This is a genomic window from Planctomycetia bacterium (assembly GCA_015200345.1).
Lineage (GTDB): Bacteria > Planctomycetota > Phycisphaerae > UBA1845 > UTPLA1 > PLA3.
Map to the genome: position 1 here is coordinate 2,203,060 of CP054187.1, position 16,598 is coordinate 2,219,657.

Sequence of the window (16,598 nt, forward strand, 5' to 3'; positions counted from 1 at the left end):
CGAGCCGGCGGGTCTCGCCACAGCAGAAGGAACCACACCATGTCTGTTTCATCCAGTCCGAAGACGCTTGTCATTGCCGGCGCGTTGATCGCCGCGCTGGGCGGCGGCGCGTGGGGCGTCGCGCATTTCGCGGGCGGCGCAAAGGACGCCGAGGCGACGACGACCGCCCTGCCCGAAGAGTACACCGTCGAGAAGATCAAGGCGTCGGCCACGGAGGATCCGTCCGTCGTCATGGAGCGCATGCGCAATTTCATGGATCGCACCGATCTGACGGAGGAGCAGCGCGAGCAGGCCCGCAAGAACATGCGCGAGGCGATGGACCAGATGATGCAACAGCGCGTCGATGAATACTTCGCCGCCAAGACCGACGAAGACAAGAACGCCGTGCTGGACAAACACATTGACGAAATGCAGAAGTTCATGAAGGCGATGGAAGAGCGCCGACGCCAGGAAGAGGAGAAGGAGGCGGCCGAGGAGAGCGATCCCGAAAAGAAGGCGGAGCGCGAAAAGCGGCGCGAGGAGATGCGCAACCGGTGGGCCAATCGCTCACAGGCCGAGCGCAAGGCCGACTCCGAAACGCGCGATCCGAACAAAAGCGCCCAGCGCATGGCGTACTTCGGTGCGATGATGCGGCGATCCGCCGAGCGGGGCATACAAATGCCGCGCTTTGGCGGACCGGGTGGACGCGGTCCAGGCGGCCCCGGCGGCGGCCGCCGCGGCCCGGGCGGGTAATCGACATCGGGTATTCGACATCTATTGACTCGGACGATTCCCGCTAAACGATTCACGCTCAACGAGCCGGGGGCTTCAGCCCGCGCGGCCCGCTTAACCGCCAAATAATTCCAACTGCCCCGCACGCGCCCCGCGCCGGCTCATGTCGATCCGGATTTCATCGGCAGCGCGCCTCAAAATCGACATGCGTCGCCTCGCTCGGGCTGGCTGGCGAGCGAGAAATACATCAGCCAGAACTCCGTCTCCGGCGGCAGGATGTTGAAAGCGAATCCGGCGGGCGGCGGCGGCGGGGCGGCCGTCGGCAGGCTGGCCTGCAAGAGATCGATGGCCCGCTCCGCCAGCACCTGGTGCGAGACGCGCGTCGGGTGGACGTCATCCCAGAACAAATACGCATCGGGATTCTCGGCCAGTTGGCCCTCGCCGCCCGCGTAGCCGAGAAAGCCGCCGGTCCACGCGGGGTCGGTCGTATTCGTTAGCCCCGGCGGCGGCGACGCAATCATTTCCGCGAAGAGCGCGGCGATGTCCATCCGCCAGATGCGGATGTCGGGCAGCGTTTCAAGCTGATCGAGCCGGGCGCCAAGCGCCGCGTTCACGTCATTGGATAGCTGCGTCGCCCGCTCCTGCCGAGGCGTGTCGCGATAGCGCGGCGTCAGCCCGATGTCGGGCAGGTTCGGCACAAGGAACCACCGCCCGCCGAGTTCGTAAAGCCGCGCGACGGCGAGAAAAACGTTGTCGGCGATGGTCGTGGGCGGGTCGTTGCAGTCGTCGCCCAAAACGTCGAAAACATCGTTGGCCCCGCCCCAGACAACGAACAGCTCCGTGCCGGCTGGCTGACCGTGATACAAATCGACCTGCTGCCGAACGTTCGGCCCCAGCGGCAGACCGAACGACTGGCCCAGCCCGCGGCCGGTCCCTGATGCGGCGTGGGCGAAGTTGGTCCCGCCGCGGAAGCTGGGTCGCGCGACGAGACCGTAGCGCGACGCGAGCCGCTCGACCCAGACCGGCCCGTTTGATAGACGGCCGTCAAAATAAGGCGCCTGCGGCACGATGCTGAAGGCAGCGTGAATGTTCCCCGCGTCGGACAGGCTGTCGCCGAAGACGACGATCTGCGTAAACGGCCCGGTGGGCGCGGTCGGCGCAGAAAACAGGCCGCAACCGGAGATCGTGAATGCGACAAGGGCGATGGTCGCAAAGGTACGCATCTAAAACGCCGCGTGGCCTGTCAGTTCCCGGCCGACGACCAGTTCGTGGATCGTCTCGGTGCCTTCGTAGGTAATCACCGACTCGAGGTTCAGCATGTGGCGGATCGGGCTGCACTCGATGCTGATGCCGCCGGCGCCGAGGATGTCGCGGGCGTCGCGGGCGATGTCCAGCGCCATGCGCACGTTGTTCCACTTGGCCATGCTCACCTGGCTGTGGTGCATCGTGCCGGCGTCTTTCAAGCGCCCCAGTTGCAGGGACAGCAATTGCGCCGTCGTGATGCGCCGGCTCATGTCCGCCAGCCGCCGCTGAATCGTCTGCGTGTGCGCGATCGGCCGCCCGAAGACGACGCGGATCTTCGCGAACTCCAGCGCCTCTTTGAAGCACGCGATGGCGGCTCCGATCGCCCCCCAGGTGATGCCGTATCGCGCCTGGGTCAGGCAGCCCAGCGGCCCCTTCAACCCCACGACGTTCGGCAGCATCTGCGAGGCGGGCACGCGCACGTTGTCGAAAAACAATTCGCTGGTGACGCTGGCGCGCAGGGAGAACTTCCGCAAAATGTCGCGTGCGGTGTAGCCCGGCATGCCCTTCTCGACGATGAACCCGCGCACGCCCTCGTCCGTCATCGCCCAGACGATGGCGATGTCGGCGATGGTGCCGTTGGTGATCCACATCTTGGCCCCGTTGATGACCCAGTCGCCGCCCTTTTTCACGGCGCGGGTCTTCATGGTGCCGGGATCGCTGCCGCCGTCCGGCTCGGTGAGGCCGAAACAGCCGATGCACTCGCCCTTGGCCATGCGAGGTAAATACTTTTGTCTTTGTTCCTCGCTGCCGTAGGCGAGGATGGGGTACATGCACAGGCTGCCCTGCACGCTGACGAAGCTGCGCACGCCGCTGTCGCCGCGCTCCAGCTCCTGGCAGACAAGGCCGTAGCAGACGTTGTTCAGGCCGGCGCAATCATAGCCCTCGATGTTGCAGCCGAGCAGGCCCATCGAAGCGATCTCGGGAACGAGTTCCTTTGGAAAACGGTGGTCCTCAAACGCCTGCGGAATGACCGGCAGCACGCGCTCGTCCACAAACCGCGCGACCGCGTCCTGAATGGCGAGCTCATCGTCAGAGAGCAGGCTGCGGATGTTGTAGTAGTCGTACGGATTGGGCGTTTCAACGGCGGTAGTCATGCTCGGTGCGGCCATGTGCGGTTCCTCGTGCTTCGGGTCCGTGTTGCGGGTCCAGGGTGTCGAACCGGGGATTGTAACGCAGCGGCGAGCCTCAATGAAGCACGGCGATGACATGACTGCATGTGATTATGGGCTGTTTTGGTCGGGCCAACTTGACGCCGGGCCTTCGCTGGGCCGATGAACAGGGTGAACGAATCCCGATTCAATAAATCGAGCCGCCGGGGTGCGACATGGCGCAATCATTATCCACACACAGGAGCGATGCGCGGCCGCTGGTGCTGGTCACGCTCTGCGGCGGCGGCTGGCATCGCGAGACCCAGCGCATGCTGGAACAGTTCCCGGCGGACCAATTTCGCTACGCGTATGTTTACGGCCATTGCCGCGGTGTCCACGGCGCGGCCCGGCTGGAGATGCCGCACGACGGCCCTCGCTACCCGATGCACTACCTCGGGCCGACGCGTGCGCAGCGGTTCGGCTGGATCGGCAACGCCGTGCGCTTCGCGCGGTCGATGATCGAGGCCGATCGACTGGTCAGGCGGCTTCGCCCGGCCGCCATCCTCGCGGTCGGCACGGCCATGGCGCTGCCCCTGTTCGTCGCCGGGCGAAGGTGCGGCGCGACCTGTGTGTTTGTCGAATCGCTGACGAGATTTCGCAATTTGTCTGCGACCGGGCGATGGGTGCGGCGGCTGCGCCTGGCGGATCGGCTGTACGTCCAGTGGCCACGGTTGCAGCGGACGCTTCCGGGCACGACGTACGCGGGGGCGGTGCTGTGATCCTTGTCACCGTCGGCACACAGTTTTTTGACGAGTTGATCGACGAGGTGGACCGCCTCGCCGGCGCGAGAGCCTTCGACCAATTCACCGGCGCGGGGGCGGCAACAACTCTTGCCGACACATCTCCTGCCAGCGCTGGCCCCGCTTTTCATGGGCCGAACCGGCTGAAAGCCCGCGCCGCAGAGTGCGCAAAAGCCACGCCGGTGTCGGGCCGGCTGGAAACCGGCGGCGCAGCCGTCTTTGCGCAGATCGGCCTGCAAAAGAAGCCGCCGAAACATATCGCCCACGTCGCGTTCGATCGCGAGCTGGTCAGCAAGGCACGGCGGGCCGATCTCATCATCACGCATGCCGGCACCGGCTCGCTGATGGAGTTCCTCCCGATGGGCCGGCCGCTCATCGCCGTCGCGAACCCGACCAAGGCCGACAACCACCAGTTGGAGTTCCTGCACGCGCTGGATGATGAATACGATTTCTGCTGGATCGCCGAACCGCGCTACCTCGAATCCGCCTTGCCCCAGGCGCGCCCGCCTCGACGGCGACACCATCCCGGCAATGCCCCCGGGCCGAGCATCGGCGAAAACATCGCCGCGTTCCTAGTCGGCAGAATTGAATAGGGCCGATCTGGCGGCAATAATTTATTGCCTTTGCGCAATAAAAAGGCCGCACCCTTGCGGTTGCGGCCGGTCGCCCCGTGGGGCGTGGCCTGCGAATCTTTCTTCTTGTTACGAAAAGACACGCGGGCCGAGGTCGATTACACTGGTCGTAATTCTGCCAAAATGCAACCGGCTTGTCAAGTGCTTTTCAACCGCGCGAAAGGGAGATTGATATGTCTGGGTTGGTTCTGGGGCTGGATTTGGGGCCTAACTCTCTCGGCTGGGCGTTAGTTGACGAATCCGAGGGGGGGAAGGGGTTGATCGATTGCGGGGTGCGGGTGTTTCCGGAGGGTGTCGACAATTTCGACACCAAGAAAGAAACGCCGCGCAACGAGGCCCGCAGGATTGCCCGTGGCATGCGGCGGCAAATCGCTCGACGCGCTCGGCGGAAACGCCGCCTACGCGAGGCTCTCATTGCATCCGGTCTATACCCTGCCGGTCCCGGTGAGCAAAAGAAGCTCGAAGGCCTGGATCCATACGAGTTGCGCGCCCGCGCATTGGATGAACCGCTCAAGCCTTACGAGATTGGCCGCATCTTGCTGCACTTTGGACAGCGCCGAGGGTTTCTATCGAATCGAAAGCGGGAACGCACGAACAATGAAGTCAAGGGCATGCTCGCGGAAATGAGCGCCTTACAGGCCGACATTGAAGCAACCGGCGCGCGAACGCTTGGCGAGTATCTTCACCGCAAGTCGCGCGAAATGAACCACTGCAAGCGAGTTGATAATGACCACGTTCGACGTCGCCACACCCGGCGCGACATGCTCTCTTATGAGTTCGACAGAATCTGGAAAGAACAATCTAAACATCATGCCGGCCTCTTAACGGACAAGCTGCGGTATGGCGCATCCGGCGCGGCACAAAAATTTCCGTCGTTGCCCCGCAGGCGGAAAAAGGGCCAATCATTTCTTGATGCCTTTGGCGTCGAGGGGCTGATTTTCTTTCAGCGGCCAATCTATTGGCCTCGGTCGGTAGTCGGCAAGTGTGAGTTGGAGCCAAAGCAAAAGCGGTGTGCCCGCGCGGACCGCCGAGCGCAGCGGTTTCGCCTTCTACAGGAAGTTAATAATTTGAGGTATATCGATCCGGATACAAATCAAGAGCGGTCTCTTTCGCCGGAGCATCGCGACACGCTACTTAAAAAGTTGTCTCGGTCCAAGGAAATGGATTTCGACAAAATTCGCAAGGCGCTGGGGTTGCACGAATCGGTGCAGTTTAACCTCGAATCCGGCAAGAGAAAAAAACTTTGGGGCATGGTGACGGATTCGCTTCTGGCCGCCAAGGGCGCATACGGGCCGAAATGGCATGAACTGGCGGAGCAGACCAAGAACCGCGTCGTCGAATTGCTTGTGCTTTCGACGGATGATGACGAAACTGCCGAACGCCTGATAGAGGAGTGCGGCCTGACAAGGAGCCAGGCCGAGTCGGTGCTGGGTGTAGATCTGCCGCAGGGCTACATCCACTTGTCGGTGATGGCTCTCAACAAGCTTATTCCCCCTCTTGAACGCGGCTTGAAGCTGATGGGAAACGACGAAACGGATTCAGCGATGCACGCTGCTGGGTATATGCGCCGAGATCAGCTCCAACGGCGAGTCTTCGACCATTTGCCAGACCCAACGAGAGCAAGGGACGCTCGCATCGGCGACATTCCAAGCCCTGTTGTTAAACGAGCAATCGTTGAATTGCGGAAGGTCGTCAACGCCATCATCCGCGAGTACGGCAAGCCCGCAGCGGTACATGTTGAATTAACGCGCCAGGTTCGACAGGGGCCAGAAGCTCGCCGTGAATACACGTCTCGTATCCGCGAAATTGAAGAAGAGCGCGCGGCGGCGGCTGACGAAATACGCAAACTCAAGATAGGGGGGGCGTCTGTAGCTGTCAATCGCGACAGCATTCTGCGTTGGCTGTTGTGGAAGCAGCAGAACCATGACTGCATCTACTGTGGCAATAAGATCAGCCAGGCACAGTTATTCGGCGGCGAGATCGACGTGGACCACATCTTGCCGTATTCACGCAGCCTCGATGACTCACAGATGAACAAGGTTGTCTGTCATCGAAATTGCAATAGCGACAAAGGCAATCAAGCGCCCTACGAATGGTTGTGCGATAAGAATCCCAAGAAATACGCCGAAGTTCTGCAACATGCTTTGTCACTGGTTCGGCGCGGGACGCTGCCCTACAAAAAATACCGCAGAATCAGCCAGAAAGATTTGATATTGGACGACTTTATCGCTCGTCAACTGACGGCGACCGGCTACATCACCAGTGCAACCGTGGAGTATCTAAAATGTTTGTTTGAAAACGAGCACGCCGTACTCGGCCTGAAGGGCGAGTTGACGGCGGAGCTGCGACACCAGTGGGGGCTTGATGACGTGCTGTCATCGCTGCCAGACAGCCCCGCCTGGCAGGAGCAGGCCGATCTGCGGTCAGGGGAAAAGAATCGCGCCGACCACCGCCACCACGCAATAGACGCGATCGTCGTCGCGCTGACAAATCGCTCTCGCCTTCAACAGCTGTCGCGCATTCGCAAGAGGGGCGGGGGAGACAGGGCTGACGAAGCCCTGCCCGCGCCGTGGGCGTCATTCCGTGATGATGTTGTTGCGAAGATCAGAGATATCAACGTGTCGCGTCGCGCCAAAAGGAAGGTGGCGGGCGCGCTGCATGACGACAACCCTTTTGGCAAGACGCAGAGGCCGGGGTACTTTGTCAAGCGCAAGCCGCTGATAGAGCTCTCACCAAGCGAAATAGACAAGATACGCGACGCCGCTATCAAGGACATTGTAAAGGGCGAGCTGTCTCGGGCCGGCATTATCGCTGGGCGCGGGAAGGGGGTGGATGGTGGGGCGATGAAGAAGGTCTTGGCAGAATTAACAATGCCGTCAGGCGTCCCTATTAAACGCGCTCGGCTCTTGGTGCCCAGTGAAACCATTAGACCGATCCGTGAGAAAACACCGCACGAAGTACAAGTCAATCCGATGTCAACACATCACTTGGCGTTGTTCGAGTGGGATGAAGGCGGTAAGACAAAGCGCAAAGCTGTTTTCGTCACAATGATCGACGCCATTAAGCGGCTCAAGTGCCACGAGCCCATTATCCAACGCAATCCGCCCAACAATAATGCTGGTATTCCGCAAAATGCACGATTTGTGTTTTCGCTAAGCGGCGGAGAGCTTGTGTTGGTTGATGTCGGGGGTAACAAAAAGCTCCTTGTCTTTGACACCGCGGCTCAAACATCACAGCAGATGTGGTTTTATGAACATACCGACGCCCGAAAGCACAAGAGGCTGTATAGTTTCATGCCGAATACCCTCAAGGCGCGAAAGGTGACGGTAGACCCCCTAGGTCGTATTCGCTGGGCCAACGACTGATAAATAAAGAACCCCGCCGTCGCGACCGATCTACCACGGTCGACGGAATGGGGGCCGTGATCAAGCGCACGATCGAAATCTCCCAGAACCCCGCCTACCTGGCCGTCCGCGACGGCCAACTCCTCCTCCGCGCGCAGCGCGAGAATACTGACACCCAGCCGGACCGCGACCCCGACGGGGCGGGTTCTTCCCGGCGCGGTGCCCGAGCGCAACACGATCCGGACCATCGACCCACGCCGGCCATTCCCTGCGAGGACATCGGCGTCCTGCTGGTCGATCACCCCGCCGTGACGTATTCACACAGCGCGCTCACAACACTCCTTGAGCATGATGCCGCCGTTGTACTTTGCGGGAGAAACCACCTGCCAATCGGATTGCTGCTGCCGATCGCGGAGCACTCGCAGGTCGTCTGGCGAGTGCAGGCCCAAATCAACGTGCCGAAGCCCGTCCGAAAGCGACTGTGGCAGCAAATCATCCGCGCCAAGATTCGCGCGCAAGCGGCGAACCTGTTGCCCGACACCCTCACACGTACCAAGCTGCTCGGCCTGGCGCGGAATGTCCGCTCCGGCGACCCTGACAACCTCGAAGCCCAGGCTGCTCGGGCCTATTGGCCGGCATGGCTTCAAACCATTCACGCCGAGGCGGCGGGCAGAGCCGCCGTGCCGGATTTCCGGCGCGATGCCGACGGCCCAGCACCGAACAACCTGCTCAATTATGGCTACGCCGTCCTGCGCGCGGCCGTCGCGCGGGCCTTGGTATGCGCCGGCCTGTTCCCGGCCCTGGGATTGAAGCACTCGAACCGTTCCAACGCGTTCTGCCTGGCGGACGATCTCGTGGAGCCGCTTCGTCCCATGGTGGACGCGGCCGTGAGTGGGCTTGCGCGTCAAGGGGTGCTTGAGCTCGGCCCGGACAGCAAGAAAGCGCTCTTGGGGCTGCTCGCATCGGACGTCGAACTAGCGGGACAAACCGGCCCGCTCATGGTCGCGCTGCATCGTTTTGCCGCATCCCTGGCGAAGTGTCTCGACGGCGACGCCGAGGAACTGGAGATTCCGGTCGCATGTACTTGAGCGGGTATCGCTGCATGTGGGTTATCGCCATGTTTGATTTGCCGGTCGATACGAAAGCGGCGCGAAAGGCCTACGCGCAGTTTCGCAAGGCCCTGCTCAAGGACGGCTTTGCCAAAATGCAGTTTTCGGTCTATATTAGAAATTGTGCCAGCGAGGAAAACGCCAATGTGCACATCCAGCGCGTGCAGGGGTTTCTTCCGGACGACGGTGAAGTGCGCATCCTCACCATCACTGACAAGCAATTTGAGCGCATGCGCGTTTTCTGGGGAAAACGGCGCAAGCCCCCCGAACCGGCCCCGCAACAACTCGAACTTTTTTAGACCGGGCTGCTCGCAAGTGTCGGTCGGAAAGCCGCTTCGGAACGAGGTAGTGTAATCGACCCCGGCCTGCGAGCAATCCGCAACTGGGCCGGTCGATGAGCCGCCGAGCGACACAGTGTAATCGACCCCGGCCTGCGAGCAATCCGCAACATCGCGCACGCGCCGGATGGCGTCGGCGCGAGTGTAATCGACCCCGGCCTGCGAGCAATCCGCAACTCCCTGTCGGCAGTCGAATTACATCGGTAAAGTGTAATCGACCCCGGCCTGCGAGCAATCCGCAACCGTCCTTATCCAGTTGACCGGCCACCTGTTAGTGTAATCGACCCCGGCCTGCGAGCAATCCGCAACAATGCCCCATGTGCGCAGCCGGACGGCTGGAGTGTAATCGACCCCGGCCTGCGAGCAATCCGCAACTTAACATCAATCACCTCGCCTCGTCTTCTAGTGTAATCGACCCCGGCCTGCGAGCAATCCGCAACGCCCGCGAAGACGGAAAGGCCGACGATCCTAGTGTAATCGACCCCGGCCTGCGAGCAATCCGCAACGTTGGTTGGAACCAGCGTCTATGTTGATGAAGTGTAATCGACCCCGGCCTGCGAGCAATCCGCAACCCGTTGGTCGTCACGTTGACGCGGGTTTACAGTGTAATCGACCCCGGCCTGCGAGCAATCCGCAACTGACGGCTGCGGTTGGCCAGAAGGTGACGCAGTGTAATCGACCCCGGCCTGCGAGCAATCCGCAACCGACCGTCAGCAACGCCGCACAATCGGTCGAGTGTAATCGACCCCGGCCTGCGAGCAATCCGCAACCCTTCCTGCGCGGCCAGCGAACGCCGGTGAAGTGTAATCGACCCCGGCCTGCGAGCAATCCGCAACTGCCTGCGCGAGACAGAGATCGTCGCATGGAGTGTAATCGACCCCGGCCTGCGAGCAATCCGCAACTAATGTTGATCGGGCCGCCGGATGGCAGGAGTGTAATCGACCCCGGCCTGCGAGCAATCCGCAACAGTGGCCTTCCGGCGTGTCGGTGTCGTTCAAGTGTAATCGACCCCGGCCTGCGAGCAATCCGCAACGTCTGCCGTCAATTAGCAAACGGTCAATATAGTGTAATCGACCCCGGCCTGCGAGCAATCCGCAACTCAACGATTGCGACCAACAACAACGAGTCGAGTGTAATCGACCCCGGCCTGCGAGCAATCCGCAACCCGTTACGCTAAAATTGACCCGTTCCGAAAAGTGTAATCGACCCCGGCCTGCGAGCAATCCGCAACTCATCGCGCATTCGCCGGGCGGCACACATTAGTGTAATCGACCCCGGCCTGCGAGCAATCCGCAACGTCGATGAACTGGTGATTCGCAACAACGCCAGTGTAATCGACCCCGGCCTGCGAGCAATCCGCAACTCAAGAACCTTATCTGCCGTCTCGTTTAAGAGTGTAATCGACCCCGGCCTGCGAGCAATCCGCAACGATACGTGCCGCACGGCCCATAGCCCGTATAGTGTAATCGACCCCGGCCTGCGAGCAATCCGCAACCGCGACGCGCATCGGCACGCCGGTATAGGCAGTGTAATCGACCCCGGCCTGCGAGCAATCCGCAACTATCGGTTCACGGGCAGGGCAGTACGAATCAGTGTAATCGACCCCGGCCTGCGAGCAATCCGCAACGCTAAAGCAAGCGATGCGGCGACTGACAAAAGTGTAATCGACCCCGGCCTGCGAGCAATCCGCAACCGAAACGACGGCACGTTGGACTATGCGGGAAGTGTAATCGACCCCGGCCTGCGAGCAATCCGCAACAGCGCGCCTTCCGGTTCGTGCTCGCTAGGCAGTGTAATCGACCCCGGCCTGCGAGCAATCCGCAACCATCAAAGCCGACGTGCCAAACTCTTGCTTAGTGTAATCGACCCCGGCCTGCGAGCAATCCGCAACTTATTCCCCGTCCTGGCCGACAACTTGTTGAAGTGTAATCGACCCCGGCCTGCGAGCAATCCGCAACACAGCCCATGATTGGTCCAGCCCGCGTGAGAGTGTAATCGACCCCGGCCTGCGAGCAATCCGCAACACGGAATCATGGCAGCGGTTCTTGCAATCGAGTGTAATCGACCCCGGCCTGCGAGCAATCCGCAACTGTGTCGGCTGCGCGACATCCGTCTTAGACAGTGTAATCGACCCCGACCCGCGAGCAATCCGCAACTCATCCAGGCCGCGCCTTCCTCGGTCGCGTAGTGTAATCGACCCCGACCCGCGAGCAATCCGCAACTGCCACGGAGGTGCCGGGCAGCGCGGCAAAAGTGTAATCGACCCCGACCCGCGAGCAATCCGCAACAGCACCAGCGCCGTGATGTCGCGCGTGGACAGTGTAATCGACCCCGACCCGCGAGCAATCCGCAACACGCTTGTAGAATTGCAGCGCACCGTTGCGAGTGTAATCGACCCCGACCCGCGAGCAATCCGCAACTCAACAAACCACAGCTCTTTTTAACAATGATGCCGCCGTTGAATCGCAAACGCTGTGACCTTTTTTTGTGCGCTGCGTCCGCGAATATCATTTACCAAGCCATAAGAATCTACTTCTGTATAAGAGTGGGTTTCCCCGCGGTGCATTGTCAACACTGTGATTAATAAAAGTAATGCTTTGGAGCGCTGTGGAGCAACTGCGTGCCACCATTTGATGGCCGCCTAGTAAATCTTTCTGATGATCGCACCCGGGTAATACGTCGCGAGGATGGCCTTGTGATCCATCCCGCGGCGGGCTTTGGTCTCGGTGCCGTACTGGCAGAGACCCATGCCGTGGCCAAAACCCTTGCCGTCGGAGAAGATGAACCGATCGCCCTTCTTTGCAACCTGGAAGTTTGTCGATTTCAGAAGCCGCCCGCCCATCGTCAGGCGGAAATCCTCGCCGATGAGCGCGTCCTTCGCGCCGCCGGAACCGATCAGCTCCATGTGAAGGATGCGGCCGTCGGGCGTGCGGGCCTTCGGGCGCAGGTCGCTGATCGTGCCGAGCTTTTTCAGCGAGGGGTAGCGGGCGACGAGTTTCTTGGTCATGTCGGCGCGGGAGATTTCAACGGGACCCCATTTGTAATTCGGCGCGACGTAGCAATCTTCGCAGACCACGCCGCCGCGGAGCGGGCCGACGTCGGGATCGCGCGGCTTGACGTTGTTCACATGCTGCGATTGGCCGCCGCAAGCGGAAGAATAATAGGTGCAGAAAATGTCTTCCTTTGAGCCGTCGTTCCAGAGGCAGACTTCACCGCGCGTGCCGTCGACGGCGCTGATCGCGATGGCGTCCTCGCCTTTGACGCCGATGTACATCTGGCTGCCTTCGTCATCAACGACATCCCAGGGCCGGCCCGGCGGAGCGATTCGCTTTTGATAAAGCACATACGTCCGCGCGGCGACGCATTGCGCCTTGAACGATTCGGGATGGAAGTAGCGAGGAAGTTCGCCGCGCAACACACCGCGAAGATACGCTTCGACATCGACGAGGTTGATCACCGTGAGCGCCTCGCCGGTGCGAAGGATGCGAAGTGACCCGCGATAGGTTTGCTGATTCAACACGATCGATGCGTCGCGCGCCGGCGTGATCAGCAGGTTGGTCGTATCAAACGTCTCGCCACCCAGCGCGATGCCGCCGCCGGTCGCGGGGCGCAGCGCCGCCAGGGAGAGCGGCGGATGCTCCGGCGCGAGCTGCCGGCCGGCCACGCCGTCGATCGCGGAAAAGACCGACGTGACGGCCAGTTCAGCCGACTGGCCGGGTTTGAGTTCCAGCAGTCGGACGCGAATTTGTCGGTCGACGATGACTTCGGGCGGGGCTTCGGGGCGATGGGTGCTGGTCCATCGCTGGGTGTCGAAAAGTCCTTCACATCCGACAAAGCACAGCGTGGTGGCGGTGAGCGTCACGCCGAGAATAACAGCCGGATGACATTTTCGAAGCGCCGAGGCGATCATCATGAGAACCCGGATGATCTGGTTTTGGGCGGACATCGGCGGACGGCTCCGGCCGGCGCGGCTCGATGGGGTTCGCGCCTCGGCTCACAGCAAGGATAGCGCGCCGCGGAATCGGAGTCGGATCGACGATCAGGCCTGCCGCAAGGACAATCCCATCTGGGCCAGGCACGCCTTGATTTCCGTCAGCGACGTCTGGCCGAAGTTTCGCGATTCGAGCAGCTCCTGCTCGCTGCGAATGATCAGCTCGCCAATGGTCGAGATGCCCAGCCGCTGGAGACACTTGCGGGAGCGCACCGACAACTCGATCGACATGACCGGGCGGCTCAAAACATCGGGGCTGACGTTGGGCGCGAGGGCCGCGAAGTCGGGCGCGGGGCGGGCGGCGCCGCCCATCGGCGAGTTCTGACCGAGGCTCAAGCCCTTTTGCGCGAGCATGGCTTTGATCTCGCGGAGGCTGGTCTCACCGAAGTTCTTGTAGGCCAGCAACTCGGCCTCGGTGATGCGCAGCAAGTCACCGAGGGTGTTGAGATTCATTTTCTTGAGGCAGTTGCGGCTGCGCACGGAGAGTTCAAAATCGGTGATGGGGGTATCGAGCACGGCGCTGCGCTTCTCCATCGCGCGGACCTGGTGCTCGTTGATGTACATCGTGTCGGCGGCGAGAACATCGCGCAGGTATAGCCGAGCGCGCTCGTGATTGGGGTTGACGGCCAGCACCCGGCGGAGGCACTCCTCGGCGAGATCATATTCGTTGTTGTCTTCGTGAATGACCGCGAGGTTGATCAGCGCGTGCATGTGCACGAGGGGCAACCCGGTGCAGTGGATGTAATGGTTCATCGCCTCTTCGTCGTCGCCAAGCAGATCGCAGAGGTAGGCGAGATAAAAGCGCGCGTGGGCGTTGGCCGGGTCGATATCAACGGCCTTCTTGTACGACGCGGCGGCCCGCTGAAGATCGCCCTGTTCCTGGTGAATCCGGCCGCGGGCATAGTTCCACAGTGCGGAGCCGGCCTCGTGCGAGGCGTGTTGCTTCAGAGCGCGCAGGGCGTCATCGAAGTTGCCCATGTGCGCGAGGCATTCGGCACGGAGGCAGTCAATCTCCAGCCGATTCGCCCCGAGTGCCGCCGCCTTGTCGAACTCCGCGAGCGCTTCAGCGAATTGGCGCGACTCCAGATGCGCCCGGCCAGCAGCCAAACGGCGCACAACGCCTTCGGTCGCCTGGCCCAGCCACGCCAAGGCCTTGGGGGCGTCTCCCATGTAGAGGTAAGCCAAGCCGAGCTTGAGGCTCGAAGCGGCAGTGTCGCCCTCACCGCGTTCCGTCTTGTCTTCCAGATCATTGAGCAGCTCGATGAAACGGTGCAGGGTTTCGTTGGTCGAAAACGCCGCACAGGCAAGCTGATTGAATGCGTCGGCAGTGGTAATGGGTTGTTCAAACTGGACTGCAAGGTCAACCGTGGTATCCATGAGAAGTTTGCCTGGTCTCCGAAAAGAGTGGTGCCCGCTTGTTGCCGTCACACGATTGGCCAGGGCGTCGGATTCGGCATGGCGATACGACACCCGCGGCCATGAAGGACTTCGTGCTCGATGCGTAGGACTCGGTTTCTGGATTCAGGTCGGTATGGTACATGCTGGCGTGGCGACTTCAAGCCCCTTGGAAGCAGCGGGAGTTGTGAATTTTAGTTGATAAGGTGTTTAAAAGAATTTGGTGACAAAACATGGAAATGAGGTGGTTGACGGATTGAGAGTTGGGGTTAAATCAAATATCATGCAGGTTGTGCCAGGGCCATTCTGGCTCTGCCGCAACCTGTTGACAGAAAAAGAGTTACAGTAAAACATGCGTTCGGCGTGTGGTTTCTTAATTGAACTCGCTCGCCCCGCTTTGGGCCGACCATGCAAACGTTGAATCGATCGCTTCAGGCTGCGATTCTGGAGCTGCTGCGGCGACGTCATCCCGCCATTTGTCGCGCGTGGTTCAGTGACTTAATAGTGGAAGACGCACAAGGCGGGGAGATCACCGTCGTGGCGGCCGATGCCGCTCAACTGACTTATCTGCTCGAATACTGTCGCAGGCCGCTGGTCGAGGCGGCGCAGGCCGCCACGGGCAGGCTGGTCTCGGTGCGGTTTGTTCTTCCCGACGGCAGCGAACCATCCGCCGGCGACGGCGAGGAGGACGACGATCGCCCATCCTTTGAAAAATACGATAGTATTTTTTGTCTCCACGGCGACTACACCTTCGACCAGTTCGTGGTCGGCTTGTGCAATCGCATGGCCCATGCCAGCTGCATGGCAGTCAGCGAATCGCCGGGCACGGTGTACAACCCGTTGTTCATCTACGGCAGCGTGGGCCTGGGCAAGACCCATCTGCTCCATGCCATTTGGCACAAGGTGCTGGATCGCTCCCCTGCGGCCCGTGTGATGTACCTCTCCAGCGAGACGTTCATGAACCACTTCATTGAGGCGATGGAGAAGGGCGCGCTGGACAGCTTCCGATTCCGCTATCGCCACGTCGATGTGCTGATGATCGACGATGTGCAGTTTCTTTCCTCGTGCGAACGCACGCAGGACGAGTTTTTTCATACCTTCAACACACTGTATCAGGCCCACAAGCAGATCGTGCTCTCGGGGGATCGGCCGCCTTCGGAAATCGTCGGCCTGGAGGATCGCCTCGTCAGCCGGTTCAACTCCGGGCTGGTGCTGCGGATTGACCCACCCTGCATGGAGACGCGGCTGGCCATTCTTCGCAAGAAATGCCGCGCGCGGCAGATGGAGATCCCCGAAGACGTGGCGATGTACCTGGCCACGCGGCTCAAATCCAACGCTCGCGAACTGGAGGGCGCTCTTAATCGACTTCACAGCATGTCCACACTGGATTCCCGCATCATCGACATGAACCTCGCGCGAGAGTGCCTCGGGCAGGACGCCTCCCAGGTGCGCCGCCAGATTCGCATTCAGGACATCATGGGGATCGTCACCGACAAATTTGACGTGAAGCTGTCCGATTTGCAGGGCCGCCGACGCAGCCGGTCCATCGCGCTGCCGCGGCAGGTCTGCATGTACCTGGCCCGGCAGTTTACCTCCCATAGCCTTGAGGAAATCGGCGGATTCTTCGGCGGACGAGATCACACGACGGTACTCCATGCCAATCGGCTGGTCAGTGAGCGTCGAAACACCGACCCGACGTTTCAAGCGCGGCTCGAAGACATCGAGGCCTCGCTGCGACAGGGATAGGACGCCGGCGCAACCTGTGTAGACGCCTGTTGGATCGCGTGGAAAAACTGACGGTGCGGGGTTCGGTAAACGAAGTGCATACTTAACCGTGACCGCCCATCGCGCAGGAGGTGCGACCGAAGCAGGAGTTACACACAGG

Annotated in this window: 11 protein-coding genes and 1 CRISPR repeat array; of the genes, 7 read left to right on the forward strand and 4 right to left on the reverse strand. The window is 61.0% G+C overall.

Going from position 1 to position 16,598, the window contains the following annotated elements:
• The first annotated feature begins 39 nt into the window (after positions 1-39).
• Positions 40-732, forward strand: a complete 693-nt coding sequence (locus HRU71_09080) for a hypothetical protein (GenBank protein ID QOJ03632.1) — start codon at positions 40-42, stop codon at positions 730-732.
• A 173-nt stretch (positions 733-905) separates the two neighbouring features.
• Here HRU71_09080 and HRU71_09085 read toward each other — a convergent pair whose 3' ends face one another.
• Both HRU71_09085 and HRU71_09090 read right to left on the reverse strand, forming a co-directional pair.
• The gene (locus HRU71_09085) at positions 906-1,934 is read right to left on the reverse strand and encodes an SGNH/GDSL hydrolase family protein (protein ID QOJ03633.1); all 1,029 of its coding nucleotides are present in this window, start codon (positions 1,932-1,934) and stop codon (positions 906-908) included.
• A complete protein-coding gene (locus tag HRU71_09090) occupies positions 1,935-3,110 on the reverse strand; it encodes an acyl-CoA dehydrogenase family protein (GenBank protein ID QOJ04968.1) in 1,176 nt (391 codons plus the stop codon). It abuts the gene before it with no gap.
• A gap of 230 nt (positions 3,111-3,340) precedes the next feature.
• On the opposite strand from HRU71_09090, the gene HRU71_09095 reads away from it, so the two are divergent.
• The 5 genes from HRU71_09095 (at position 3,341) to cas2 (ending at position 9,288) form a co-directional block, all read left to right on the forward strand.
• Positions 3,341-3,883, forward strand: coding sequence for a hypothetical protein (locus HRU71_09095; GenBank protein ID QOJ03634.1), 543 nt, complete (start codon positions 3,341-3,343; stop codon positions 3,881-3,883).
• Positions 3,880-4,497 carry a hypothetical protein gene (locus HRU71_09100; protein QOJ03635.1) on the forward strand — a complete coding sequence of 206 codons (618 nt, stop codon included), beginning with the start codon at positions 3,880-3,882 and terminating at the stop codon, positions 4,495-4,497. The genes HRU71_09095 and HRU71_09100 overlap by 4 nt, the downstream gene beginning before the upstream one ends.
• 212 nt (positions 4,498-4,709) lie before the next feature.
• Positions 4,710-7,901, forward strand: a complete 3,192-nt coding sequence (gene cas9 / locus HRU71_09105; protein ID QOJ03636.1) for a type II CRISPR RNA-guided endonuclease Cas9 — start codon at positions 4,710-4,712, stop codon at positions 7,899-7,901.
• A gap of 56 nt (positions 7,902-7,957) precedes the next feature.
• Positions 7,958-8,968 carry a type II CRISPR-associated endonuclease Cas1 gene (cas1, locus tag HRU71_09110; protein QOJ03637.1) on the forward strand — a complete coding sequence of 337 codons (1,011 nt, stop codon included), beginning with the start codon at positions 7,958-7,960 and terminating at the stop codon, positions 8,966-8,968.
• A 14-nt stretch (positions 8,969-8,982) separates the two neighbouring features.
• Positions 8,983-9,288 carry a CRISPR-associated endonuclease Cas2 gene (gene cas2, locus HRU71_09115; GenBank protein ID QOJ04969.1) on the forward strand — a complete coding sequence of 102 codons (306 nt, stop codon included), beginning with the start codon at positions 8,983-8,985 and terminating at the stop codon, positions 9,286-9,288.
• 48 nt (positions 9,289-9,336) lie between these two features.
• Positions 9,337-11,747: a CRISPR direct-repeat array (repeat unit 36 nt; unit sequence AGTGTAATCGACCCCGGCCTGCGAGCAATCCGCAAC).
• Positions 11,748-11,968: 221 nt separating this feature from the next.
• On the opposite strand, the gene HRU71_09120 is transcribed toward cas2, so the two are convergent.
• A complete protein-coding gene (locus HRU71_09120; GenBank protein QOJ03638.1) occupies positions 11,969-13,273 on the reverse strand; it encodes a hypothetical protein in 1,305 nt (434 codons plus the stop codon).
• Between the two features lie 93 nt (positions 13,274-13,366).
• A complete protein-coding gene (locus HRU71_09125) occupies positions 13,367-14,695 on the reverse strand; it encodes a tetratricopeptide repeat protein (protein ID QOJ03639.1) in 1,329 nt (442 codons plus the stop codon).
• 426 nt (positions 14,696-15,121) lie between these two features.
• Between HRU71_09125 and dnaA the strand changes: the two genes are divergently transcribed.
• Entirely contained in the window at positions 15,122-16,459 is a 1,338-nt protein-coding gene (gene dnaA, locus HRU71_09130; GenBank protein ID QOJ03640.1) for a chromosomal replication initiator protein DnaA, read from the forward strand.
• The last annotated feature ends 139 nt before the right edge of the window (positions 16,460-16,598 follow it).

What these genes read in the sequence shown, in the direction of transcription:
- HRU71_09125 (QOJ03639.1), bottom strand. Translation starts at nt 14,695, where the DNA reads ATGGATACCACGGTTGACCTTGCAGTCCAGTTTGAACAACCCATTACC.
- HRU71_09120 (QOJ03638.1), bottom strand. Translation starts at nt 13,273, where the DNA reads ATGTCCGCCCAAAACCAGATCATCCGGGTTCTCATGATGATCGCCTCG.
- HRU71_09090 (QOJ04968.1), bottom strand. Translation starts at nt 3,110, where the DNA reads ATGACTACCGCCGTTGAAACGCCCAATCCGTACGACTACTACAACATC.
- dnaA (QOJ03640.1), top strand. Translation starts at nt 15,122, where the DNA reads ATGCAAACGTTGAATCGATCGCTTCAGGCTGCGATTCTGGAGCTGCTG.
- HRU71_09085 (QOJ03633.1), bottom strand. Translation starts at nt 1,934, where the DNA reads ATGCGTACCTTTGCGACCATCGCCCTTGTCGCATTCACGATCTCCGGT.
- HRU71_09080 (QOJ03632.1), top strand. Translation starts at nt 40, where the DNA reads ATGTCTGTTTCATCCAGTCCGAAGACGCTTGTCATTGCCGGCGCGTTG.
- cas9 (QOJ03636.1), top strand. Translation starts at nt 4,710, where the DNA reads ATGTCTGGGTTGGTTCTGGGGCTGGATTTGGGGCCTAACTCTCTCGGC.
- cas2 (QOJ04969.1), top strand. Translation starts at nt 8,983, where the DNA reads ATGTGGGTTATCGCCATGTTTGATTTGCCGGTCGATACGAAAGCGGCG.
- HRU71_09095 (QOJ03634.1), top strand. Translation starts at nt 3,341, where the DNA reads ATGGCGCAATCATTATCCACACACAGGAGCGATGCGCGGCCGCTGGTG.